19 protein-coding genes are annotated in these 22,619 nt (G+C 65.9%); 13 read left to right on the top strand and 6 right to left on the bottom strand.

Annotated features, from left to right (window positions below; all coding sequences use genetic code 11):
• Positions 1–4: 4 nt before the first annotated feature.
• Together M8523_RS06125 and M8523_RS06130 are read right to left on the bottom strand one after the other, a co-directional pair.
• Entirely contained in the window at positions 5–1,051 is a 1,047-nt protein-coding gene (locus M8523_RS06125) for an ABC transporter ATP-binding protein (RefSeq protein ID WP_428349930.1), read from the bottom strand.
• A 25-nt stretch (positions 1,052–1,076) separates the two neighbouring features.
• A complete protein-coding gene (locus M8523_RS06130) occupies positions 1,077–2,501 on the bottom strand; it encodes a gamma-aminobutyraldehyde dehydrogenase (RefSeq protein WP_282583961.1) in 1,425 nt (474 codons plus the stop codon).
• A gap of 269 nt (positions 2,502–2,770) precedes the next feature.
• On the opposite strand from M8523_RS06130, the gene M8523_RS06135 reads away from it, so the two are divergent.
• From M8523_RS06135 to der, 4 genes are all read left to right on the top strand, one after another.
• Positions 2,771–4,120, top strand: coding sequence for an N-acetylmuramoyl-L-alanine amidase (locus M8523_RS06135; protein WP_282583962.1), 1,350 nt, complete (start codon positions 2,771–2,773; stop codon positions 4,118–4,120).
• Between the two features lie 168 nt (positions 4,121–4,288).
• Complete coding sequence (locus M8523_RS06140; RefSeq protein ID WP_282583963.1) at positions 4,289–6,700, top strand: penicillin-binding protein 1A; 2,412 nt, start codon at positions 4,289–4,291, stop codon at positions 6,698–6,700.
• Positions 6,701–6,795: 95 nt separating this feature from the next.
• Entirely contained in the window at positions 6,796–7,545 is a 750-nt protein-coding gene (locus tag M8523_RS06145) for a tetratricopeptide repeat protein (RefSeq protein ID WP_282583964.1), read from the top strand.
• Positions 7,542–8,954, top strand: a complete 1,413-nt coding sequence (gene der / locus M8523_RS06150) for a ribosome biogenesis GTPase Der (RefSeq protein WP_282583965.1) — start codon at positions 7,542–7,544, stop codon at positions 8,952–8,954. Before M8523_RS06145 ends, der begins: the two co-directional genes overlap by 4 nt.
• 207 nt (positions 8,955–9,161) lie before the next feature.
• On the opposite strand, the gene M8523_RS06155 is transcribed toward der, so the two are convergent.
• A complete protein-coding gene (locus M8523_RS06155; RefSeq protein ID WP_282583966.1) occupies positions 9,162–9,614 on the bottom strand; it encodes a MarR family winged helix-turn-helix transcriptional regulator in 453 nt (150 codons plus the stop codon).
• A 106-nt stretch (positions 9,615–9,720) separates the two neighbouring features.
• On the opposite strand from M8523_RS06155, the gene M8523_RS06160 reads away from it, so the two are divergent.
• Positions 9,721–10,098 carry a nuclear transport factor 2 family protein gene (locus M8523_RS06160; RefSeq protein WP_282583967.1) on the top strand — a complete coding sequence of 126 codons (378 nt, stop codon included), beginning with the start codon at positions 9,721–9,723 and terminating at the stop codon, positions 10,096–10,098.
• 483 nt (positions 10,099–10,581) lie between these two features.
• Here the strand turns inward: M8523_RS06160 and M8523_RS06165 are convergent, their stop codons facing one another.
• On the bottom strand, positions 10,582–11,613 hold the full coding sequence (locus tag M8523_RS06165; protein WP_282583968.1) for an LLM class flavin-dependent oxidoreductase: 1,032 nt from the start codon (positions 11,611–11,613) through the stop codon (positions 10,582–10,584).
• Positions 11,614–11,786: 173 nt separating this feature from the next.
• On the opposite strand from M8523_RS06165, the gene proB reads away from it, so the two are divergent.
• Positions 11,787–12,908 carry a glutamate 5-kinase gene (gene proB / locus M8523_RS06170; RefSeq protein ID WP_282583969.1) on the top strand — a complete coding sequence of 374 codons (1,122 nt, stop codon included), beginning with the start codon at positions 11,787–11,789 and terminating at the stop codon, positions 12,906–12,908.
• Between the two features lie 10 nt (positions 12,909–12,918).
• Here the strand turns inward: proB and M8523_RS06175 are convergent, their stop codons facing one another.
• Complete coding sequence (locus tag M8523_RS06175; RefSeq protein ID WP_282583970.1) at positions 12,919–13,479, bottom strand: DUF29 domain-containing protein; 561 nt, start codon at positions 13,477–13,479, stop codon at positions 12,919–12,921.
• 38 nt (positions 13,480–13,517) lie between these two features.
• On the bottom strand, positions 13,518–14,936 hold the full coding sequence (locus M8523_RS06180; RefSeq protein ID WP_282583971.1) for a protein adenylyltransferase SelO family protein: 1,419 nt from the start codon (positions 14,934–14,936) through the stop codon (positions 13,518–13,520).
• A gap of 149 nt (positions 14,937–15,085) precedes the next feature.
• On the opposite strand from M8523_RS06180, the gene M8523_RS06185 reads away from it, so the two are divergent.
• The 7 genes from M8523_RS06185 (at position 15,086) to M8523_RS06215 (ending at position 22,606) form a co-directional block, all read left to right on the top strand.
• Entirely contained in the window at positions 15,086–15,523 is a 438-nt protein-coding gene (locus M8523_RS06185; RefSeq protein WP_282583972.1) for a CHRD domain-containing protein, read from the top strand.
• A 23-nt stretch (positions 15,524–15,546) separates the two neighbouring features.
• Positions 15,547–15,798, top strand: a complete 252-nt coding sequence (locus tag M8523_RS06190) for a hypothetical protein (RefSeq protein ID WP_282583973.1) — start codon at positions 15,547–15,549, stop codon at positions 15,796–15,798.
• A gap of 1,365 nt (positions 15,799–17,163) precedes the next feature.
• Entirely contained in the window at positions 17,164–18,099 is a 936-nt protein-coding gene (locus M8523_RS06195) for an OmpA family protein (protein ID WP_282583974.1), read from the top strand.
• 548 nt (positions 18,100–18,647) lie between these two features.
• Positions 18,648–19,643 (top strand): septal ring lytic transglycosylase RlpA family protein, encoded by a 996-nt coding sequence (locus M8523_RS06200; RefSeq protein ID WP_282584208.1) that lies wholly within the window; start codon positions 18,648–18,650, stop codon positions 19,641–19,643.
• A 29-nt stretch (positions 19,644–19,672) separates the two neighbouring features.
• A complete protein-coding gene (locus M8523_RS06205) occupies positions 19,673–20,881 on the top strand; it encodes a D-alanyl-D-alanine carboxypeptidase family protein (protein WP_428349937.1) in 1,209 nt (402 codons plus the stop codon).
• Positions 20,882–20,885: 4 nt separating this feature from the next.
• The gene (tmk, locus tag M8523_RS06210; RefSeq protein WP_282583976.1) at positions 20,886–21,542 is read left to right on the top strand and encodes a dTMP kinase; all 657 of its coding nucleotides are present in this window, start codon (positions 20,886–20,888) and stop codon (positions 21,540–21,542) included.
• Positions 21,539–22,606: a DNA polymerase III subunit delta' gene (locus M8523_RS06215; RefSeq protein WP_282583977.1), complete on the top strand. Its 1,068-nt coding sequence runs from the start codon at positions 21,539–21,541 to the stop codon at positions 22,604–22,606. The genes tmk and M8523_RS06215 overlap by 4 nt, the downstream gene beginning before the upstream one ends.
• The last annotated feature ends 13 nt before the right edge of the window (positions 22,607–22,619 follow it).

The following is a 22,619-nucleotide window of genomic DNA, read 5'->3' on the forward strand; positions in this document are numbered from 1 at the left end:
TGGTTCAACGTGTCTCGTCCAAAACACGGAGCGTGGACGGATCCCAGCCGACCGCGACGGGGCTGCCGGACACTAAATCTGCAGGGTCGCCGTCGTTCGGCCGCAGGGCTTCGATCGCCGTGCCATCGGCGAGGCGGATCACGAGTTTCGTCATCATGCCAAGATAGATCTCGTCCTCGAGGCGCCCCGGCTCGACGTGAAATCCCGCCGGCATCGCCGTCCCGGGCGGTGCGACCCGCACCTTCTCGGGCCGCAGCACCAGCACACTGCTGTCGCGGCGCACGAGGCTCGACGTGCCGACAAAGCCGGCCACGAAGGCGCTCACCGGACGGTCGTAGATCTCGCGCGGGGTTCCGATCTGCTCGATGCGCCCTTTGTTGAAGATGGCGATCCGGCTCGACATCGACAGCGCCTCCTCCTGGTCATGCGTGACATAGAGAAAGGTTATGCCGACCTCTTTCTGGATATGTTTGAGTTCCAGTTGCATGTCGTGCCGCAGCTTCAAGTCGAGCGCCCCGAGCGGCTCGTCGAGCAGCAGTAGGCCGGGCCGATTGACGATGGCGCGAGCGAGCCCGACGCGCTGCCGCTGTCCGCCCGAGAGTTGCGCCGGCAACCGCTCTCCGAAGGCCGTCATCTGCACGGTGCGGAGAGCCTCCGCGACCCGCGCCCGGCAGGCGTCGCCCCGCACACCCTTGGCCTTGAGCCCATAGGCGACGTTGTCGGCCACGCTCATGTGGGGAAACAGCGCGTAATCCTGAAACACGGTGTTGATGTTGCGGTCGAAAGGCGGCGTGCGGGCGACATCGACACCGTCGAGTTCGATGATCCCCGCATCGGGCCGTTCAAAGCCGGCGATTAGCCGCAGAGTCGTTGTCTTCCCCGAGCCCGACGGGCCGAGCAGGGTGAAGAACTCCCCCCGGCCGACCGTCAGATCGACATGCTCCACCGCGGCGGCGCCCTTGTAGTGTTTGCGGATTCCCGTGAGCCTCAGGACGATGTCCGCCGGGGAGACGGCGTGCGGGAGCGTGAGGGCAGTGGCGGGGGCGTTCACCCGAACTTTCCGGAAGGCGGGTCGATCAGAGCTTCACCATGACGTGACGCGCCACGGTGTAATCGTCGAGCGACAGGAGCGACATGTCCTTGCCATAGCCGGAGGATTTGACGCCGCCGTGCGGCATCTCGTTCACGAGCATGAAATGCGTGTTGATCCAGGTGCAGCCATATTGCAGCCGTGCCGCCGTCGCCATGCCACGGCCGATATCCTTGGTCCAGACCGAGGAGGCGAGGCCGTAATCGGAATCGTTGGCCCAGGAGATGGCTTCCTCGACATCCGAGAAGCGCGTCACCGACACCACGGGGCCAAACACTTCGCGCCGAACGATCTCGTCGTCCTGCCTGGCGCCGGCGATGACGGTGGGCTGGAAGTAGAACCCGGCCCCGTCGGAGGGGTTTCCGCCGGTCACCACCTCGATATGGGGCAGCGCCCGCGCCCGTTCGACGAAGCCCGACACGCGGCCGCGCTGGCGCTCGCTGATCAACGCGCCGATCTCGGCCGCATCCCCGCTCTGCGGCCCGTACGCGATGCTCGACACCGCGGTGGCGAGGTTAGAGACGAGCTTGTCGTAGACCTTGGCGCCAGCATAGACTCGGCACGCCGCGGTGCAATCCTGGCCGGCGTTGTAATACCCGAACGTGCGGAGCCCGCTCACCACCTCGTCGATGTCGGCATCGTCGAAGACGACGACGGGCGCCTTGCCGCCGAGTTCGAGGTGGGTGCGCTTGATGCCCTTCGAGGCAGCCTCCAGAACCTTACGGCCTGTCGAGACGTCGCCAGTTAGCGAAATCATGCGGACCGACGGGTGGGAGATCAGGGCCGCGCCAACCGTGTCACCCCTGCCGACCACGAGGTTGAAGACACCCTCGGGCAGGAGGTTCGCGGCGATTTGAGCGAATCGCAGCGCCGTCAGTGGGGTCTGCTCGGAGGGCTTCAGCACGATCGTATTGCCGGCCGCGATCGCCGGCGCCACTTTCCAGGCCAGCATCATCAACGGGTAGTTCCAGGGCGCGATCGAGCCGACGACCCCGACCGGATCGCGCCGGATCATGCTGGTGTGGCCCGGCATATACTCCCCCGCCACGGCGCCTTGCATGCAGCGAACCGCGCCCGCGAAGAAGCGGAAGCAATCGACGATCGCCGGGATCTCGTCGCCGATCACGCGAGCCAGGGGCTTGCCGCAATTGAGGCTTTCGAGGCGCGCGAACCCGTCTGCGTCGGCCTCGATCGCGTCGGCGATCTTCAGAAGCAGGGTGGAACGCTCACCGGGCGTGGTGCGCGACCAGGTCACAAAGGCCCGCTCAGCCGCCTTCACGGCGGCATCGACCTGGGCCTCGCTCGCATCCGCGATCGTGTCGATCAGATCACCCGTCGCCGGATTGACGATACGCTCGGCTGGACCCTGGCCGGCGACGAAGCCGTTCCCGATCAGCATGTCCGTAAGCATTGCTTTGAGATCCCTGACTGTTCGACGGGCACGATGCTAAAGCCGATCGGCCGCAAAGGAAAACTGGAATCGGCCGAGAGCCTCGGCTGTACGGATGGATTGTCTCGGTGTCGGATTGATCCGAAATCCCGTCTCAAACTGTGGCGTGCCGGTGACGGACCGGCGCAACCTTTGTGACCGGCTCAAGCTTTCATTAACCTCTTGCACGGTATCGCCTAGAGCTTGACGAACGGCGGGGCGACCTGTCGGACAAGCCGGGAGACGGCGGCATGGACCACGGGACGCAGCAGGGCCGAGCGAGGCGTCTCGGGGGTCGGATCACCGTCCTGGCCGTAGGCGCCTGTCTGTCGGTGTCCTCGGCGCTGGCGGGCGACCCCGGCGTAACGGGGCCGGTCGCAGTGGACGCCACCAAGCTTCAGCCCGCCGTCGCGGTGGCCGCGCGACTTGAGCGGGCCGGGCAAGGCGCCCGTGTGATTTTCGACCTGACCCGCCCCGTCGAGGCGCGAGCCTTCGTGCTTGAAAATCCGGATCGCGTGGTGGTCGAGACATCACAGGTCAATTTTCAGCTCGACTCGCGCGCGGGCCAGTCGGGCGCGACGGCCTCGGGTCCGGTCAAGGCATTCCGGTTCGGCAGCTATGCGGCCGGCAAGTCGCGGATCGTGATCGATCTCCGCGGGCCGGCACGGGTCGCGAGAGTCGAGTCAGAGCCGATCGCCGGGCGCGACGCCACCCATTTCGTGATCGAACTCGCTCGGTCCGACCGCACGAGCTTCCACGAGGCCGCCATCAAGGCCGCGGCCTCGCAATCACCTCCGCCGGCAGCAGCGGTGATGCGCTCGCCCGTCGACGAAAAGCCGGTGGTGGTCATCGATCCCGGCCATGGCGGGATCGACCCCGGCGCCACCGGGATCGGCGGTATCCTCGAAAAGCAGCTGACCTTCGATTTCGCCTCGACCCTCGCGGCCAAGCTCACTGCGACCGGTCGCTACAACGTGATCCTCACCCGCACGACAGATACGTTCGTGTCGCTGCGTGATCGCGTCAAGATCACGCGCGATGCCAATGCGGCGCTGTTCGTCTCGATCCATGCCGATACCGTCGCCGAAGGTGACAGCGTGTCCGGCGCCACCGTCTACACGGCCTCCGAAAAGGCGTCCGACGCGGAAGCCGCGCATCTCGCCGACAAGGAAAACCGGGCCGACCAGGACGCCGGCCTCGAAGCCACGCCCGATGCCAGCGAAGTCTCCGACATCCTGTTCGATTTGACGCGCCGGGAAACCCGCACCTACTCGCACGCATTCCAACGGACGCTCACCGGCTACTGGCAGAAGATCGCCCGGCTGAACAAGAATCCCGAGCGGGCCGCCGGGTTCTGGGTGCTCAAAGCGCCAGACGTCCCGTCCGTGCTCCTCGAACTCGGCTATCTGTCGAGTGCAAGCGACGTCGCGGCGCTCACCTCCCCGCAATGGCGCGAAAAAGCGACAGGCGCGATCGCGGCCTCGATCGCCACCTTTTTCGAGGCGCGCGGCCGTGTTCGTCCATCGCAGATCGATCAGGCCAATCTTCAGGCCGTCGATTCCGACAAAACCGCCGTTGTTGCGCTTCGGCCACATCTCTGAACAAGCCATCGGCGGTTCTTAACGATTCCTGATCATCCCGCCCGATCGCCGCATTGGAACCACAAAAGCGCCGCAGCGTCTGAGCATCCCGATGTGCCGCAATCGTGTAAGATCAGAGGGGTGTTCCCTTAGGGCGGCGTTCGGGTTCGACGAAAAGGCGAGTTCTTGATGCGGCTGATTGCCCGTTTCTTGGGATTTTTGTTCGCCACGGGCGCTCTGGTCTTCGTGATCGGCGCCGGGGCGGCCGCGCTTGCGATCTGGCATTTCCAGCAGGATCTACCGGATTATACGCAGCTCAAGAATTACGAGCCGCCCGTGATGACCCGGGTGCATGCGGCCGATGGATCGATTCTCGCCGAATATTCCCGCGAGCGACGCCTCTACCTGCCGTCGAGTGCCATTCCGCCCCTCGTGAAGGAAGCCTTCATCTCGGCCGAAGACAAGAATTTCTACACGCATAACGGCGTCGATTTCGAAGGCATCGGCCGCGCCGTCATGGTGCTGGCGGAAGGCAACAAGCGGGCGCAAGGCGCCTCGACGATCACCCAGCAGGTCGCCAAGAACTTCCTGCTGACGAACGAACGCTCCTTCACGCGCAAGATCCGCGAGGCCTTGCTGGCCTTCCGGATCGAATCCGCCTATCCGAAGGAAAAGATCCTCGAACTCTATCTGAACGAGATTTATCTCGGTCTCGGCAATTACGGGGTCGCGGCCTCGGCCTTGAATTATTTCGGGAAGTCGGTGAGCGAACTCGACGTCGCCGAATGTGCCTATCTGGCGGCCCTCCCGAAGGGGCCGAACAACTACCAACCCTTCACCAAACATGACAAAGCGGTCGAGCGCCGCAACTGGGTCATCGACCGCATGGTCGAGAACGGCTACGTCGGCCGCGACGCCGGCGAGAAGGCGAAGCTCGAGCCGCTCGGCGTCAACCCTCGTGTGCTGACCCCGAATTCCTATGCGGCCGGCTATTTTGCCGAGGAAGTGCGTCGCGAGCTGAGCGATCGCTATGGCGAAAAGAAGCTCTACGAGGGCGGCCTCTCGGTACGCACGACGCTCGATCCCAAGCTGCAGCTGATGGCCCGCAAGGCGCTGGTCGACGGCCTTGTCCGTTTCGACGAATCGAAGGGCTATCGCGGCGCCATCCGCCATGTCGACATCGGTGCCGATTGGGGCCTGCAGCTCGCCGACATCCCGATCCTGGGCGACGTTCAGCCCTGGCAATTGGCCGTGGTGCTCGACGCCAACGACCAGAGCGCCCGTATCGGCCTGCAACCGCCACGCGACAAGGCCGGCGACGTGGTGGCCCAGCGGATCACCGGCCAGCTCACCGCCGATGGTGTGAAGTGGACGCGGCGGAACCTGCGGAGCCTCGTGTCATCCGGCGACGTGATCTATGTCGAGGCCGTCGACGGCAAGCCCGGGCAGTACCGGCTGCGTCAGGTGCCGGAGATTTCCGGGGCCATCGTGGCCATGGACCCCTATACGGGCCGCGTGTTCTCGATGGTGGGCGGGTTCTCGTTCGACCAGTCGGAGTTCAACCGCGCCACGCAGGCGCTGCGGCAGCCGGGCTCGTCGTTCAAGCCCTTCGTGTATGCGGCGGCCATCGACAACGGCTACACACCCTCCTCCATCGTGCTGGATGCGCCGATCGAGATCGATCAGGGCCCGGGTCTCGGCATCTGGCGGCCGGCGAATGACGACGACGAGGGCTCAGGCCCCCATACGCTGCGCTACGGCGTCGAGCACTCGCGCAATCTGATGACCGTGCGGCTCGCCAAGGATATCGGCATGCCGCTCATCGTCGAATATGCCAAGCGCTTCGGCATCTATGACGATATGCAGCCCGTCCTTTCCATGTCGCTCGGCGCCGGCGAGACGACCGTTCTGCGAATGGTGACCGCCTATTCAATGCTGGCCAACGGCGGCAAGCGGATCAAGCCGACGCTGATCGACCGCATCCAGGATCGCTGGGGCCACACGATCTACCGGCACGACGAACGCGAATGCGACGGCTGCGACGCGGAAAAATGGAGTGGCCAGCCCGAGCCGAAACTGATCGACAAGCGCGAGCAGGTGCTCGATCCGCTGACGGCCTACCAGATCACCTCCATCATGGAAGGCGTCATCACCCGTGGGACCGGGCAGGCCGTGAAGGAACTCGGCCGTCACCTCGCGGGCAAGACCGGCACCACCAACGACGCCAAGGACGTCTGGTTCGTGGGCTATTCGGCCGATCTCGCGGTGGGCCTTTACCTCGGCTACGATCAGCCACGCTCGCTCGGCGCAACCGCCTACGCGGCCCAATATGCGGCGCCGGTCTTCCGCGACTTCATGAAAGCCGCGCTCGACGGCAAGCCCGACGTTCCCTTCCGGGTGCCGCCGGGCATCAAGCTCATCTCGGTGGATCTGCGCTCGGGCATGCGATCGAGCGGCCAGGGCTCGATTCTGGAAGCCTTCAAGCCCGGCACCGCCCCACCCGACAGCTATTCGGTGATCGGCGACGCCAGCCCCAAGGCCTCAGCGGCGTCGCCGGACGCGGATCGGGCGGTCGGAAGCGGGACCGGCGGCCTTTACTGAAAGCGCCGCTTCTCTCGCTTTGATCGGGAAGGCGTGTTAACCCGCGCCTGCGGTCCGCCTAGGGCCCGCTTGCGAAGGGGTGCGACGAGACGTTCATGGCCGATATATTCCGCGAAGTCGACGAAGAGGTCCGCCAGGATCGGGTTCAGCTTTGGCTGGCCCGGTATTGGGGCTGGCTGCTCGTCGTCGGCCTGTTGATCGTCGCGGTAGCCGGCGGCTGGCGTGCCTATGAGTACTGGACAACCCAGAACGAGCAGATCTCAGGCGGCGAGTATCTCGATGCGCTGAAGCTGGCGCGGGACGGCAAGGGCGCTGAGACGATTGCGAAACTGGACGAGCTCGCCAAGACCGGCACACCTGGTTATCGCGTGCTGGCGCGGATCCGGGCTGCTGCGCAACTCGGGCTGACCGACGCGGCCGGCGGCGCGAAGGCGTTCGATGCCGTGGCGGCGGACCCCTCGGTCGACCCCGCGCTCCAGGATGTCGCTCGCCTGCGGGCTGCCGCGTTGCTGCTCGACACGCTCGACATGAAGGCGCTGCGGCAGCGGCTGGAACCACTGGCCGACACCAACAGCGCGCTGCGAAATCCCGCCCGTGAACTTCTCGCCCTAGCGGCCCTGAAGGCGAACGATGCCGCGTCGGCCGCCCGCTTCCTTGACGCGATCATCACCGATCGGGCCGCGACACCTTCGGCGCGGCAGCGGGCCGAGGCTTTCCAGGCCCTCGCGCGGGACGCCAAGCCGGCGACACAGCCGACGGCCGCGGCGCCGGCAAGCGTGACGCCCGCTCCGGCATCGCCGCAGGTCCCCTCACCATCACCCCCTCCTGCCCCGGCCACACCGTGACGCATTTCCGTGTCGCCATCATCGGCCGGCCGAATGTCGGCAAGTCCACCCTGTTCAACCGGCTCGTCGGCAAGAAGCTCGCGCTCGTCGATGACCAGCCCGGTGTCACGCGGGACAGGCGCGAAGGCGAGGCACGGCTCGGCGATCTCCGCTTCACGGTCATCGATACGGCCGGGCTCGACGAGGAGGGCGGCGCCGCGTCGCTGAACGGCCGGATGCGCGTCCAGACCGAAGCCGCCGTCGCCGACGCCGATGCGGTTTTCTTTCTCACCGACAGCCGCTCCGGCGTCATGCCGGCCGACCGGCACTTCGCCGATCTCGTCCGCCGCGCCGGCAAACCGACGATCCTGATCGCCAACAAGGCCGAAGGCCGCGCCGGGACTGCCGGTGCCTACGAGGCCTTCGATCTCGGCCTGGGTGACCCGATCGCGCTCTCGGCCGAGCACGGCGAAGGCTTGGCGGAGCTCTTCTCCGCCTTACTGGAAGCACTTCCGGAGGCGACGAGCCAGGATGTGGCGGCGGACGACGAGACGCGCGTCCACCAGGAGTTCGAGGAGGAGGACGGCTCCGAACTCGACGTGACCAAGCCGGTCCGTATCGCGGTCGTGGGCCGTCCTAACGCGGGCAAGTCCACGCTGCTCAACGCCATTCTGGGCGAGGACCGTCTGCTGACCGGTCCCGAGCCCGGCATCACGCGCGATTCGATCGGTCTGACCTTCGAGTGGCACGGGCGGAGCCTGAAATTGTTCGACACGGCGGGCCTGCGCAAGCGTGCCCGCATCGACGACAAGCTCGAAAAACTCGCGGCCGCCGATGCCTTGCGGGCTGCCAAATTCGCCGAAGTCGTGATCCTCCTGCTCGACGCGACGATTCCATTCGAGAAGCAGGATCTCACGATCGCCGCTCTCGTCGAGCGCGAGGGACGCGGGCTCGTTATCGGCCTCAACAAATGGGACCTCATCGAGTCGCGCGGCGCGACCCTCTCGACGCTGCGCGAGGACGCTGACCGCCTTCTGCCGCAGGTGAAAGGCATGCCGGTCGTTCCGGTCTCCGGCCTCAACGGCCAGGGCCTCGACAAGCTGATCGACGCGGCGCTGCAGGTGCAGGACGTCTGGAACCGGCGCATCGCCACCGCCCGCCTCAACCGCTGGCTGAATGGCGTGATCGACCAGACCCCACCACCCGCCGTCAGCGGCCGCCGCATCAAGCTGCGCTACATGACGCAACCCAAGGCCCGGCCGCCGACCTTCGTGCTGTTCGGCAACCAGCTCACCGACCTGCCGACCTCCTACCAGCGCTTCCTGGTCAATGGATTGCGGGAGGCCTTCGACCTTCCGGGCGTGCCGATCCGCCTGACGCTGAAGCAGGGCGAAAACCCTTACGACAAGCGGCGTGGCGGGAGGCGCTAACGACCTGCCACTTAGAGGGCGATTCAAGGAGATGGTCCCGGCGCAGCCAGCGGGCGTGATCCAGGCCGGCTTGTGGCAGAATGCCAGTCTCGAACATGCCTAAGATGACTGAGCGCGGCGTTCCCTCTCGGACCACTGCGCGTTTGGCTGGGTCTGTCTTTTTGCAAGGCAGTTCTTAGCTTGGTGCGGAATTCAAGAACTTTATACCTACTTCTCCACTGATGTGATCTGATCGAGATTCGTGATCAAACGGGCCAGAAGGACAACAAGCTGCGCGGCCTCTGTGTCGGTGAAGCCATCAAGGGCATCCCTATTTCCCTGGTAAAGAGCGGCAACGGCTTCCGGAATCCGCGATAGCGTAGTCTCTGTCAAAGCTATGCGGCTGCTGCGCCCGTCATCAGGATCCGGGGTGCGCCGGATTAGTCCGTCCCGCTCCATCCTGGCCAGCATTTGTGCCATTGGCGGCTGTTCAACCCGTGCGAAGAGAGCAAGGTCGCGCTGTGTGTGCGCCCGGCCGTCCCGAAGCGCGACCAGCACTGGCAGATGGCCGACGCCGAAGCCAAGCGGCCGGAGACGGGCTTCACTCAGGCGGGCAAAGCCCCGCGCCGCGATACTGACCAGATGCCCAGGCGTTGACAGCACGTCCCATTTTTCACTCATTCGCACCTCCCTCCGTGACTAGATATATACGCACATATGTATATTATGTGGTAGCGCGGCATCGCGATGCCGCGTGCTCATGGCTAGAAAAATACAAGGGGACAACATGCCGGACACCGACACGAAAACCATCCGCCGCCTTTACGACTGCTTCAACGCCCGGGATATCGACGGTGTGCTCGTTATGCTGACCAATGATGTTGCCTGGGCAAACGGCATGGATGGTGGCTATGTGCAGGGCCACAAAGCGTTGCGCGAATATTGGACACGGCAATGGGCGACGGTCAGCCCTCATGTCGAGCCAGTGGCTTTTGAAAGGACGGAGGATAGGGCTGTTGCCGTCGAAGTGATCCAGACGGTGCGTGATCTCAACGGGAAACCGCTACAGGGGCAGACCCATGGATTGAAGGACAGGACGGTGAGCCATGTCTTTCACCTCTCGGATGGCAAGGTCGCACGTTTCGACATCAAAGAGTCAGCCTAAGCTCCTGATGGCGCACTCAAGACATATGCGGTTTTCTGCGCGCCATCTCTTTGATTTTGGCGTTAATCACAAGGGGAGCCTGCCTGAACAAGGATGGCTCGACCGCTGCGATAATCATTGCTTCCGCGAACACCCCACCAAGCACAACGAGTGGCTCCAGTATTTATCTAGAGCGGCATTGGCAGGATGCCGCCCGGCCAGAAGCAGTGAGCGCAGAAGGGAGGAAAATCGCATTGCAGGCGAGCTAGATCCCGTTGGGTGCGGTCTTTAAGGTGACGTGTCAACCGCTCCCAAGGCAAACGGGCGGTTTCTGTCGGATCAACCCCTATACCGCTGAGATAGCAAAGTTAAAAGGCCCGACAGAGCGCCGGGCAATAGCTTGCGCTAGCTGGCGAAGCCGCCGACCTCGGCAAGCTGCACAGGTCTGGTGCGAATGTCCGGAGCGGACCAGGCGGCCGGCGTCCGCCGCTAACCGCTTCCCGCCTAAGCCAGCATCTCTCGCACCATCGGCATCACCTTGCGGCCGTAGAGCTCGATGCAGCGCATCAGCTTCTCATGCGGCAGAGGTCCGGCGCTGTATTTGAGGTCGAAGCGGGAGAGTTCGAGCGCTTTGGCCGTCGACGCTATCTTACGCGCCACCGTTTCGGGCGAGCCGATATAGAGGGAGCCTCGGCCGGCCTCCTGGTCGAATTCGGCGCGCGACATGGGCGGCCAGCCCCGCTCGGCGCCGATATGGTCGCGCATCACCTTGTAGTCGGGCCAGAACTCGTCGAAGGCCTGCGCGTCGGTGTCGGCGACATAGCCGGGCGAATGGACCCCGATGGGCTTTCGCACCTTGCCGAGTTGCGCGAAGGCGCGACCGTAGAGGTCGACATAGGGTTGGAACCGCTTCGGGTCGCCGCCGATGATGGCCAGCATCAGCGGAAGATCGTAGCGCGCCGCGCGCACCACCGATTCGGGGCTGCCGCCGACCCCGATCCAGGTGGTCAGGTGCCCGGTCTCGATCGGCGGGAAGACGCGCTGGTCATGCAGCGGCGGGCGCGTGGTCCCCTGCCACGTGACCGCCTCCTCGCTGATCAGCGCCGAAAAAAGATCGAGCTTGTCCTGGAACAGGGTTTCGTATTGCCGCAGGTCGAAGCCGAACAGGGGAAAGGATTCGGTGAACGAGCCGCGGCCGAGGATCACTTCGGCGCGGCCGTTCGACAGGGCATTCAGCGTCGAAAAACGCTGGAACACCCGGATGGGATCGTCCGAACTGAGGACGGTCACGGCCGAACCGAGCCGGATGCGGGTCGTCTTCGCCGCCATCGCGGCCAGAACCACCTCGGGCGCCGAGACGGCGAAGTCGCCCCGATGGTGTTCCCCCACCCCGAAGAAGCTGAGCCCGACCTCATCGGCCAGGACGGCCTCCTCGACGAGGTTGCGGATCACCTGAGCGTGCGGCAGGAGACGGCCATCCGCGCCCCGCGTCACATCGCCGAACGTGTCGAGGCCGAATTCAAGGAGTTGCGGCATGGCGAGGGCTCGTCGTGTCATCGCCGCCGGAAGTCGGGCTGGCTCTCGGCGACGAGTAGAACGCGCGTCGTCCCGGTGCAAGATGGCCGCCGCGACCGCTCCGAGTCGCAATACCGAACCATGGAGCCCGCTTCCCGATTGATCGACGCGCCGCCGCAGCCTATTGGCACCCGATGATTCCCGCCCTGTCCACATTCCGCCGCATCGTCATCAAGGTCGGCTCCTCGCTCCTCGTCGATCGCGGCGCGGGCGAGGCCAAACGGGCCTGGCTCGAAGCGCTGGCCGACGATATCGGTGCCTTGCACGCGGGTGGCGCCGATGTGCTGGTGGTCTCGTCGGGCGCAATCGCTCTGGGGCGTACCGTGCTACGTTCACCGCCCGGCGCCCTGAAGCTGGAGGACAGCCAGGCCGCCGCCGCCGTTGGTCAGATCGCGCTGTCCCGCCTTTGGGCAGAGGTTCTCGGCGCGCGGCGCATGACGGCCGGGCAGATCCTGCTGACGCTCGGCGACACGGAGGAGCGCCGCCGCTACCTCAATGCCCGCGCCACGCTCGGCCGCCTGCTCGCGCTGCGGGCGGTGCCGATCATCAACGAAAACGACACTGTGGCGACGAGCGAGATCCGCTACGGCGACAATGACCGCCTTGCGGCCCGCGTCGCCACGATGGCGAGCGCGGATCTGCTGGTCCTGCTGTCCGACATCGACGGACTCTACACCGCGCCGCCGCATCTCGACCCCGCCGCCAGCCTGATCCCGGTGGTGCCGCGCATCGATGCGGCGATCGAGGCCATGGCGGGCGGGGCGGCCTCGGAATTCTCACGCGGCGGCATGCGCACCAAGATCGAGGCCGGCAAGATCGCGACGGCTGGCGGCACCCATATGGTGATCGCCGACGGCCGCGTGCCGCATCCGATCACGCGCATCCGCGACGGCGGCCGCTGCACCTGGTTCCTGACCCCGCAGACGCCTGTGGCGGCCCGGAAGATCTGGATCGCGGGTTCGCTCGAGCCGCGCGGAACGCTGACGATCGACGATGGCGCGGTGCGGGCGCTGCGGGGCGGCGCCAGCCTGCTCCCGGCCGGCGTCACACGCGTCGAAGGCCTGTTCTCGCGCGGGGACTGCGTGCGGATCGCCGACCCCCAGGGTTTCGAGATCGGGCGCGGCCTCGTAGCCTATGATTCGACCCATGCGGCGCAGCTTGAGGGCCGCAATTCCCGCGAGATCGAGGCGATCCTCGGGCAGCCCGGCCGTGCCGAGATGATCCACCGCGACGACATGACGGTGCGGATGGAGTGAGCCGTGACCGCTATCCGGCGTCATCCGGCTCTGGCAGGCTCAAGGGTGTGACAGGCTCGACACGGGTCTGACCCGAAGGCAAATCAATCAGGAACCGGCCCGGGAGAAACGCTGGGTTCCGCACCTGCTCCATCGTGAACTCGTGAGCGGCTGGAACGACCGTCGGGGCAAGACCCGTTTCCAGGATCGCCAATATCCTCCCGTCGCGGCTGGCCTTGTCGAAGAGAGCCGGCAGGCGCGATCTGAGGCTCGGATTGTCCTCGAGGATGTCTTCGACATCCTGGCGTGCCCGCGCGATCGTGTTGGTCCAGCTCCGCGTCGCCCGCTCCGGCTGATGAGCCAGCTTCAGCAGGTGACAGATGATCTGCTTCAGATGTGAGCGGAGGGCATTGGCTTCCGAGCGGCCCAATGACTCAAGCTCCTCAGCAATATTGTCGATATCCGCTTCCCGAAGCTGGCCACTTCGAAGCAGCTGTGCCTGATCCTGCGTCCATTGGTGGAAGTCCTCGTTATAGTTCGAGGACTTTCGGATGTTCTGTCCCATCGCACCGGTCCGATCCTGTGCAGCCATGATATAATCGTAGCGAGTCGATTTCCACGGGACCGCGCCTAGCGCACCCGATAAGCCTCCGCGACGCTGTCGATCTCGTTCATCTTCGCGTGGAAAAGGCTCCAATCCTCATGCAAGGCGATGCGGTCGAGCATGGTGTCGACCTCGTCGATCAGCAGCGTGCACGGCTGCTGCCGCGCGAAATAGGCGTGGTCAAGCCGCAAGCCCGGTTCGGGCGGCATTGCGTCCAGTGCGGCAGCGAGCGGCGCAAACGGCTCGGAGCGATAGTGGGCGGCGGCGGGGCTGCTCGTCCGGGGTGAGAGTCGCGCCGACCCGCCGTAGAGGTCGAAGAGCACCTGTTCGAACGGCGCCTGGCTTTGATGCATAAATTCCCACAGCGCGCTCGTGACCGCCTCGTCGCGCTCGTCACCCTGCGGCTGCACACCGAGACGGCGCAGCGTGTTCCGGCGGAACTCGATCGCCAGCACGTCGCGGTAGGTGCCGAGCGTGTCCTGGAGCGCGGATTGTGGCGCGAGCGTCAGGAGGCATTCGGCCAGCCGGGTAAGGTTCCACAGGAGCACGCTCGGCTGGCGGGAGAAGGCATAGCGCTTGGTTTCGTCGAAATAAGCCGCGGTGAACAGCGGTTCGTAGACGGGTAGGAATCGCCATGGGCCGTAATCGAAGCTTTCGCCCGTGACGTTGATGTTGTCGGTATTCAGCACCCCATGCACGAAGCCCGCGACCATCCATTGCGCGCCGAGCCGCGCCACGTTCCGGCAGACGTGATCGAGAAACGCGAGCGCACGCTCGGCCGGCGTCTCGCGCCAGAGGTCCGGCATGTAGGTCATGATCGTGTGATCGAGCAGGCGCGCGATGTTGCCGGGCTCCTCCAGGTAGAGCAGTCGTTGGAACGAGCCGATGCGGATATGCGAATGGTTGAGCCGGACCAGCACGGCGCCGCGGATCGGCGGCGCTTCGTCGTGACGCACGAGTTCTTCGCCGGTTTCGATGAGGCTGAAACTCTTCGAGGTCGTCACACCCAGAGCCTCAAGCAGTTCAGTGGCAAGAACCTCGCGGACTCCCCCCCGCAGGGTCAGTTTGCCATCGCCGAAACGTGACCACGGCGTCTGCCCGCTGCCCTTCGTGCCAAGATCGAGCAGCCGGCCCGACGCATCGTGCAATTGCGCGAACAGGAAGCCCCGCCCGTCGCCAAGCTCGGGATTGTAACTGCCGAACTGGTGACCGTGATAGCGCAGGGCGAGCGGCTCCGGGAAACTGCCGGGCATCGCTTCGAAGCGGCCGAAATGAGCGATCCACTCGGCGTCGGTGAGCGTGTCGAGCCCGACCTGCCGCGCGGCGCGCTGGTTGCGGTAGCGGATCACATGCCGCGGGAACGAAGCCGCGCGAACGACATCGTAGAAATCCGATCCAAGAGCCGCATGCTGCGTCGATGGACGATAGATTGACTGAAAGGGCATGGCGCTCGGCTGATGATCCTTTGCAAGGATATCGGGCTCCACGCGCCCAAAGCAAATCCCTCACGATGGCTTGTGGCGGCGGACATGCCCGCGTCTTCAAAGCCGCCCTATATGTGATCCAGGCATTGTTTGTGCCGAGGAGAAGATTCATGCGCCATTTGCTTGTCGTTGCCGCACTCGTGGCAACCGGGAGCCTCGCCGGGGCGGTTCAACCGGCGTCCGCGGAAATGATCACCTACAAGGCCGATCTCAGTGCAAAGAACGAAGTGCCGCCGACCGGCACTGCCGGCACCGGCCACCTGACCGCGACCTACGACACCGACAGCAAGGCCTTGTCGTATAAGATCGATTACAGCGGACTCAGCGGTCCCGCGACCGCCGCGCATTTCCATGGACCGGCACCGGTCGGAAAGAATGCCGGGGTCGTCGTCCCGATCACCGGGTCGCTGGCAAGCCCCATCGAAGGCAAGGCCACGCTCACAAGCGATCAGGCTAAGTCCTTGGCCGACGGCGAGATGTATTTCAACGTCCATACGGAAGCCCACAAGGGCGGCGAGATTCGCGGCCAGGTCGAAAAAGGCTCCTGATCCACGAACAGGCAGCGAATAGCATGATCGAGACGCGTCTCAAGGCTGTTGGCGGCTGGATCGAAGTGTCCTTCGCCGACGGCACCGTGACCATGGCGGCCGTCGGGCCGCCATTGCAGATGTTGGTCAAGGACCCGGCCAATACCGCGCAGCGGCAGAAACGCACCGATGAGCGTGGCCGATATCGCCGGATGGCGTTGGACGCGTTGAGGGTCGCCGGTGGCGGCGACGAACTCGATGACGCCGAGTTCGTCTGGACCTATCGGGCCGGCTGACGATTGGCTTCATCCCCGGTTCAGCGGCCTTGGGCCACTCTACCGGGGACCTAAGGGCAAGGATTGAGATTCATGAAGAAGACTAGGGAACTGCTGCTGGCCGGCACGATGGTGCCTGTCCTGATCGGTTCCGGACCCGGATATGCCGCCATGGGGCCGAACATCCCCGGCGTGCAGATGGCCCAGGCCGAACCGGCAGGCGAGCCGAAGAAGCATCCGCAACCCGAACAGCAGCATCCGCCGCAGGCCAAACCCGCCCCAGCCCCGGCTCCCGCCCCACCGCAACCGGTGCATCAGGCACCGCCTCCTGCTCCGAAGCCGGCTCCCGAAGCCGCACAGCCTCACCCCGCCCCGGCCCCCAAGGCCGAACCGGCACCGCGCGCTGAGCCGCCTAAACCCCAGGCCCCCGCCGTGCATCCGGCGGCGCCTGCAGCCGCCCCGCCTCACATGGAAGCGCCAGCCGCCCAGAAGCCGGCTGCCGCGCCGCCCGCTGCGCAAAAGCCGGAGCCGGCACATGTTGCGCCCGCGGCGCCCGCAGCCGCAAAGCCACCCGTTGCGGCGCCCTCCCCAGCGCCGGCCCAGGTGCCTCACGTTCAACCGCAGGTGGCCCCAGCGGTGGCGCCTGTCACCAAGCATCCCTCCCCCGAGGGGCAAGCTCCGAAGCCGGGTCCGGCGCCGGCAGCTCAGCCAGCCGAAGCCCCAAAGCAAACTCATCCCCAGGCAGTTCCGAATACCGCTGCTCCACAGGCAACCGCACCTGCTGCAGCCCCGGCCGTGCATCCGGCGGCGCCCGCGAACGGGCAGCCCGCACCCGGCACGCACCCACAGGCGACGCCGAACGCCAGTCCCGCGCAACCGGCGGGAACACCGCCTGCGGCACCAGCCAATCACCTGAATGCGCCGGCTCCCGGGCAGCCGGTTACGGCGCCTGGCACCCCTGCGGTTCCGCAGTCACAGGCTCCGCGCCCGCAAGCGGCGCCGGGCAATGCCGCCCCGAACCCGGCCGCCGGTCAGCCGCCCGCTGGAGCTGCTCAACCGACAAACAGGCCCGCAGCATCGGCGCCGGGCCAGCCAGCCGCCGTTCCGCAAGGGGTCCCGGCGGCCCAGCAACCCGGTGCCCGGCAGCAAGCAGTCCCCCCTGGAACAACAGCTCCAGGCCAGCCGGCGGGAGCACCACCTGCCGCACAAGGCCGGCCTGCGGGTGCGGCTCCTCCACCTCCTCCTCCACCGCCGCCTCCGCCAGCCCCCACCCAAGGCGCGGCACCGGCGCGGCCGGCCCCTGGGCAGCCCGCCCAAAACCAGCCGGCTCCAGGTCAACCTATTGGGCAACAAGCTGGACGGCGGGGCAACAACACGGGCGCCGCCGTGGCAGGTGCGGCAGCGGGCTTCGTGGGTGGCTTCCTGGCCGCACAGGGTTTGCAGCGCTTCGATCAGGTGCGTGCCGAGCGTCAGCAATTCAACAACGACGGGGTCGACATCATCCGCGAGCCCGGCCGGACGATCATCGAGGAAGACAACCGCTACTATATCGCGCATGACGAGAACGAGCGGTTCCGCGATCTTGGCTATGATGTTCAGTCGCAGCGGCAGGGCGGCTACGATGTCGCCGACTATGCCAGGCCGGACGGCTCACGCATCTTCACCTACACGGATGACCAGGGCCGGTTGATCCGCCGCGTGCGGCAGTTCCCCGATGGGCGCGAGTTGATCCTGATCGACAACCGTTACACGTCCTATGACCGGAACTTCCAGGACGATGTCGTGGATCTGCCGCCGCCGCCGATCGACCTGCCGCCGGATCGCTACGTGGTGGATGGAGCACGGGCCGACCAGGGGCTCGTCTACGAGGCCCTCGCGGCCCCGCCGGTTGCCCCGCTGCCGCGCCGCTACACGCTCGATCAGGTCAGATACAGCCCGGACCTGCGCAACCGGATGCGCAGCGTCAACCTGAATTCGATCACGTTCGATACGGCTTCATGGACGGTGTCGCCCGACCAGGCGACGCGTTTGGCGGCCATCGCGGGAGCCATCAACGCGGCGGTTCGGCGTGACCCACGTGAGATCTTCATGGTGGAGGGCTATACGGACGCGGTCGGCAACGCGGTCGACAACCTGTCGCTCTCGGATCGCCGCGCCCAATCGGTCGCGACCATTCTGACGCGTGACTTCCAGGTGCCGGCCGAGAACCTCGTGACCCAAGGCTACGGCTCGCAATACCCTAGGGAGCAGACGCAAGGCCCGAGTGCCGTGAACCGGCGCGTGGCGGTTCGGCGCATCACACCGCTCCTCGCGAACCAATAGCCGAGGGGTCGGCAACGCCCCCCTGCCACGAAGTTCGGGCCGGGTCATCCGTCGGGGACCCGGCCCGAACTTCGTGGCGCTTGGTGCGCAAGTGCCTCATCCACAGCTTTGCCACCTGGGTCCACACCACGGTGTGGTTGGCGAGGCTCACACAACCAACTCAGCGCAACATATTCAAGTTGCGTCCATCTTGCAGGCAGACGAGCCGCGAACGGCTGTCAATTACGTCGGCTTCGCGGCGAGGGCGGGGCTATAATCCAGCCCTGTGCCGCATTTCTGCCTTTCTGGGGAGGTCTGAAGCGCAATCTTGACCGTTCGGAAACCTTGTCGTGTTATGCGCCCGACGCAAAGCAGGTTAATGGGGCCGTAAACACTCGGTGCTATCATGGTTAAACAACAGGTGAGCGCGATGTTAACGTCTTTAAATCTAAGCAAGATGATCGACGTCGACGCGAGCTTGAACATGCCGTGCAACATTGGCAAAGTCGCAATATGGGCCACCGCATGACGTGCGGTACGGCACTGCGCACACTCGGGCAACGCGGATGATGGCTCGCTTGTCCCGTTGTCTCGGCCTTCTCACGATCTTTGGATGTTCCGTGTTTTTGGCCGGCTGCGCGACCCAGCCGGTGGCGCGGGTCAGCCGGCTCGGGGGCCGCGTCTGGGACCCGAAACTCGGCGTATGGTCAAGCCCCCAAGTGGTAGCGGACGGCGATCCTGTTCCACGGGGTGGTGGTGGCTATCTGACGGGGCGCCCCTATGTGATCGGCGGCCGAACCTATGTGCCCAGTCAGAATGCGACCGGCTATGCGGCCATCGGCACGGCCTCCTGGTACGGCGATGCCTTCCACGGGCGCCGAACCGCCAATGGCGAGGTGTTCGACAAGAGATCCATCTCGGCCGCGCACCCGACGCTGCCGCTGCCTTGCTATGTCCGTGTCACCAATATGAAGAACGGCCGCTCGATGATCGTGCGGGTGAATGATCGCGGGCCCTATCATGGCGGTCGCGTCATGGACGTATCGCAGCGCGTGGCTGAGGCCCTGGCGTTTCGCGGCGAAGGTACGGCGCGCGTCAAGGTCGAATATGTCGGTCGTGCGCCCCTGTCGGGGTCGGACGACGAGGTTCTCATGGCCAGCCTTCGAAACGACGGCGTACCGGCGCAACTCAATGGCATGCCCGCGAACCCGGTCATGGTGGCCGATGCGTCGGATGATCCGCAGCCAAGCCCGGTGGCTCCGGCCCCGCAACCAGCTGCCCTTCGCCCCACAGAACCCGAAACGCGGGCCGAAGAGGATGTCACCCCGACGATCGCACCCGTCCGGACTGGTGCGGTTCCCGTGCCGCCCGCCCGTCCTTTCAGCCTGAGCGAGCCTGCCTTTCCGGCTTCGGTGCAGAAGCGATCGCGGCGGCGCGTTGCAGAACAACCAACCCTCGTCCTTCCGCCGGTCCCCGGCCGAGCGTCCCCACTGATCCGGCGGGCCTCCGTACCTATCTCGCGGCGGCAGGCACTCCTGGACACCGGGCAATCCGGACGCGAGTGAGGTCCGGGCCGTTTGGGTCGAGACACGATATGACGCGACTTGGTGCCGGATGGCGATGCAGGCCTGTCGTGCGCAGTCTCGTACTCGCCGTTGCGACTCTCGTCTCGGCAACACCGGCGCCGGCTCTTGGCGTTGACGACTATCAGACCATCGCGCCCTTCGCTTACCTCGTGGACGCCGGTACCGGGACAGTGCTGTACGGCAAGAACAGCGAGGCGCCGATGATGCCGGCTTCGACCACAAAGGTCATGACCGCCGAGGTGATCTTCCATGAATTGAAAGAAGGACGCCTGAAGCTCGACGACAAATTCGTGGTCTCGGAACATGCGTGGCGGGACGGCGGGACACGCTCGGGCGGCTCGACCATGTTCCTGGCGGTCAACTCCTCGGTGCGGGTGGAGGACCTGCTGCGCGGCCTCATCATCCAGTCGGGCAACGACGCCGCCATTACCTTAGCCGAGGGCGTGTCAGGTTCCGAAGAAGCCTTTGCGCGCCGCATGAACGATCGTGCCAAGGCGATCGGCATGGCCCATTCGAACTTCACCAATCCCTGGGGTCGCGGCGACCCCGATCATCGGGTGACGGCGAGCGACATGGCCCGGCTCGCCGAATACGTGATCGACACCTACCCGGACCTCTACAAGATCTTTGGCGAGCGCGAGTTCACCTGGAACAAGATCCGGCAGCCGAACCGCAACCCCCTTCTGCTGATGAACATCGGCGCCGACGGCCTGAAGACGGGCGATCTCGCCGAGAGCGGCTTCGGCCTCGTCGGGTCTGCAGTGCAGAACGACGAACGCCTCATCGTCGTGGTCAATGGACTAAAGACGGCGCGCGACCGGGCCAACGAGTCGCAAAAACTGCTCGCCTGGGGATTTCGCACCTTCGAGGAACGCGCCTTGTTCGCGGCGGGCGAAACGGTCGGCACAGCGTCGGTGTTCGGCGGCACCCAATCCGACGTGAGTCTCGGAACGACGAAACCGATCAGGATTTTGGTGCCGCGCGGCTCGGGCGATCGGCTGTCGGGGCGCATCGTCTATACGGGTCCTCTGATGGCGCCCGTTGCACGCGGAACAGAGGTCGCACGCCTCGTCATCTCGCGTGGCGCGACCGAGTTGATGGAAACGCCATTGCAGACCACCGAGGATGTCGGCGTGGGCTCGCTGCAGCGACGCGCGCTCGACGCCGGGATCGAACTGGTGAGTGGCTTCATCCGCGAACGTCTGGCCCGGCATTGAGCGCATGAACGCAGGCTTCCTGATCACGCTGGAGGGGGGCGAAGGGGTCGGCAAGTCCACCCAGGTCCGGCGGCTTGTCGCCCGCCTGGAGGCCGCCGGACGGCGGGCTCTCGCCACACGCGAGCCCGGTGGATCGGCCAAGGCCGAGGCGATCCGCGGGCTGCTTCTCTCCGGCGCAGTGGCTCCGTTCGGGCCGGCGGCCGAAGCTCTCCTGTTCGCGGCGGCCCGCGTCGACCATCTGGATCGGCTGATCCGGCCGGCGCTCGCCCAGGGCACGATTGTGGTGTCCGATCGCTTCATCGACTCGACGCGGGTCTACCAGGGGATCGACCGTCGGGTGGAACCGCGCTTTCTTGTGGCGCTCGAAACCGTGACGGTCGGCGCGACGCGGCCCGACCTGACGATCATTCTCGACCTGCCCAGTGCCGTCGGTCTCGCGCGTGCGGCCGCACGTCGGGCACCGTCAGCGATCCCCGATCGCTTCGAGCGGGAGGCCTTGGCGTTCCACGACGGCCTGCGCCGGGGATTTCTCACGATCGCCGCGGCGGAACCCGATCGCTGCGCGGTGGTCGACGCCGAGGCCTCGGCCGACGAGGCCGCTGAACGAATCTGGCGGGTGGTCGAAACCCGGCTGCTCACGCCCCGGTCCTCGGCTCCATGAGGTCGCCCGCCCGCATGGAGCAAGACGAGGACGAGGGCCCGCGCCCGCCGTGGCGGACCACCGGTCTCGTCGGGCACGGCCCGGCCGAGCAACACCTGCTCGACGCCTACCGGACGGAGCGCCTGCATCATGCCTGGCTGATCGGCGGACCGGCCGGCATCGGCAAGGCGACGCTGGCCTGGCGTTTCGCGCGTTTCCTGCTCACCCATTCCGATCCGCGTGCCCGCGCCGTGCAGGAAGCGACGACCCTGGCGGTCACGCCGGAGGCACCGGCGGCCCAGCGCATTGCGGCCGGCAGCCACGGCGACGTCGTGGCACTTCGGCGCGAGTGGAACGAAAAAACCAAAAAGCTCTTTTCCGAAATCCGCGTCGACGATGTGCGGCGCGCGCTCGGCCTCTTCCAGAACGCGGCCGGTGCGGGCGGCTACCGGGTCTGCATCATCGACAGCGCCGAAGATCTTAACCGTTCAAGCGCTAACGCGCTCCTGAAGATCATCGAAGAGCCCCCGCCCCGCTCGCTGTTCATGATCCTGGCTCATCGACCCGGACAGGTGATGCCGACGCTCGTCTCGCGGTGCCGACGGCTCACACTCGCGGCTCTGAGCGACGACGAGGTGATCGAGGCTCTCGACGGGCTGGGCGACGGCGAAACGGCGATGCCGGACGAGCGCCTGCGCGCGGCTGCGGCGCGGTCCCAGGGCTCGGTCGCGGAAGCGCTCCGCCTGCTCGGCGGCGATGCTCTCGATCTCGATCAGGCCGTCCGTCAGGTTCTCGACCGCCTGCCGAACGTCGACTGGCGCTCTGTGCATCGGCTCGCCGACACGGTGGGGTTCTCGGACGATCGGTTCGCCCTCATGATCGAGGCGCTGTTCGACGAGATCGCGGCACGTCTGAGGCGCGGCGCCGCGCAGGGACAGCCGACCGCCGACCTTGCGCGTCTCGCGGGGGCCTGGGAGCGGGTGCGCGTCACCGCCCGCGAGGCGAGTGTCCTCAACCTCGACAAACGGCCCGTGCTTCTCTCCATCATGGCCGAACTCGCCGAGGCGACGCCGCTTTCGCGCTGAGGCGACGCGGGCG

It is taken from the genome of Lichenifustis flavocetrariae (genome assembly GCF_026130545.1).
Classification (GTDB): domain Bacteria; phylum Pseudomonadota; class Alphaproteobacteria; order Rhizobiales; family Beijerinckiaceae; genus Lichenihabitans; species Lichenihabitans flavocetrariae.

Coding starts and splice junctions, on each gene's coding strand:
- M8523_RS06215 (WP_282583977.1), top strand. CDS start 21,539: ATGAGGTCGCCCGCCCGCATGGAGCAAGACGAGGACGAGGGCCCGCGC.
- M8523_RS06145 (WP_282583964.1), top strand. CDS start 6,796: ATGGCCGATATATTCCGCGAAGTCGACGAAGAGGTCCGCCAGGATCGG.
- tmk (WP_282583976.1), top strand. CDS start 20,886: ATGAACGCAGGCTTCCTGATCACGCTGGAGGGGGGCGAAGGGGTCGGC.
- M8523_RS06140 (WP_282583963.1), top strand. CDS start 4,289: ATGCGGCTGATTGCCCGTTTCTTGGGATTTTTGTTCGCCACGGGCGCT.
- M8523_RS06155 (WP_282583966.1), bottom strand. CDS start 9,614: ATGAGTGAAAAATGGGACGTGCTGTCAACGCCTGGGCATCTGGTCAGT.
- M8523_RS06175 (WP_282583970.1), bottom strand. CDS start 13,479: ATGGCTGCACAGGATCGGACCGGTGCGATGGGACAGAACATCCGAAAG.
- M8523_RS06160 (WP_282583967.1), top strand. CDS start 9,721: ATGCCGGACACCGACACGAAAACCATCCGCCGCCTTTACGACTGCTTC.
- proB (WP_282583969.1), top strand. CDS start 11,787: ATGATTCCCGCCCTGTCCACATTCCGCCGCATCGTCATCAAGGTCGGC.
- M8523_RS06205 (WP_428349937.1), top strand. CDS start 19,673: ATGACGCGACTTGGTGCCGGATGGCGATGCAGGCCTGTCGTGCGCAGT.
- M8523_RS06180 (WP_282583971.1), bottom strand. CDS start 14,936: ATGCCCTTTCAGTCAATCTATCGTCCATCGACGCAGCATGCGGCTCTT.
- M8523_RS06200 (WP_282584208.1), top strand. CDS start 18,648: ATGGCTCGCTTGTCCCGTTGTCTCGGCCTTCTCACGATCTTTGGATGT.
- M8523_RS06190 (WP_282583973.1), top strand. CDS start 15,547: ATGATCGAGACGCGTCTCAAGGCTGTTGGCGGCTGGATCGAAGTGTCC.
- M8523_RS06130 (WP_282583961.1), bottom strand. CDS start 2,501: ATGCTTACGGACATGCTGATCGGGAACGGCTTCGTCGCCGGCCAGGGT.
- M8523_RS06185 (WP_282583972.1), top strand. CDS start 15,086: ATGCGCCATTTGCTTGTCGTTGCCGCACTCGTGGCAACCGGGAGCCTC.
- M8523_RS06165 (WP_282583968.1), bottom strand. CDS start 11,613: ATGCCGCAACTCCTTGAATTCGGCCTCGACACGTTCGGCGATGTGACG.
- M8523_RS06135 (WP_282583962.1), top strand. CDS start 2,771: ATGGACCACGGGACGCAGCAGGGCCGAGCGAGGCGTCTCGGGGGTCGG.